Origin of the sequence: Alkalihalobacillus sp. TS-13, assembly GCF_019720915.1 — a bacterium.
Lineage (GTDB): Bacteria > Bacillota > Bacilli > Bacillales > Fictibacillaceae > Pseudalkalibacillus.
In genome coordinates this window covers 1-534 of record NZ_JAHKSI010000021.1, presented here as the reverse complement: position 1 = coordinate 534, position 534 = coordinate 1, and the positions used below count along the sequence as shown (strand labels likewise).

At 46.8% G+C, this 534-nt stretch carries 1 protein-coding gene, 2 tRNA genes and 1 rRNA gene; 1 reads left to right on the top strand and 3 read right to left on the bottom strand.

Features of this window, described 5'->3' with window-relative positions:
* The coding region (locus tag KOL94_RS24935; protein ID WP_221569343.1) for a hypothetical protein at nucleotides 1-199 on the top strand (199 nt) is incomplete at its 5' end.
* A 6-nt stretch (nucleotides 200-205) separates the two neighbouring features.
* On the opposite strand, the gene KOL94_RS24930 is transcribed toward KOL94_RS24935, so the two are convergent.
* The 3 genes from KOL94_RS24930 to KOL94_RS24920 form a co-directional block, all read right to left on the bottom strand.
* Nucleotides 206-281, bottom strand: a tRNA-Ala gene (locus KOL94_RS24930).
* Nucleotides 282-310: 29 nt separating this feature from the next.
* A tRNA-Ile gene (locus KOL94_RS24925) sits at nucleotides 311-387 on the bottom strand.
* Nucleotides 388-465: 78 nt separating this feature from the next.
* Nucleotides 466-534 (bottom strand): 16S ribosomal RNA (locus KOL94_RS24920); the annotation flags it as partial.

The window sequence follows — 534 nt, the reverse complement described above, 5'->3', positions numbered from 1 at the left end:
CGTTTCCTCGGAACGTCACTTCCTCGAACTTCTCGCCTCTCGAAATCTAACGGTCATAGATGTCAATAAAATTGACGCATTACAATTCGATGTCTTGTTTTCAAGAATTTCATTATCTAGTTTTCAAAGAACAGATCCGCCGCTTTTCTTTCAAGCGACAAGAAAACATTATACCGCACTATCGACTGAATGTCAATAGTTTTGTTGGTGGAGCCTAGCGGGATCGAACCGCTGACCTCCTGCGTGCAAGGCAGGCGCTCTCCCAGCTGAGCTAAGGCCCCAAAAGCGAAAGATATGCATTTATGAAAAATGGTGGGCCTAAGTGGACTCGAACCACCGACCTCACGCTTATCAGGCGTGCGCTCTAACCAGCTGAGCTATAGGCCCAAACAACCTTGTTTCACAAGCTCTTTCAAAACTAAACAAAAGCCAAAGCGTGTTCCATGTCCATAAAGGACTCCTTAGAAAGGAGGTGATCCAGCCGCACCTTCCGATACGGCTACCTTGTTACGACTTCACCCCAATCATCTGTCC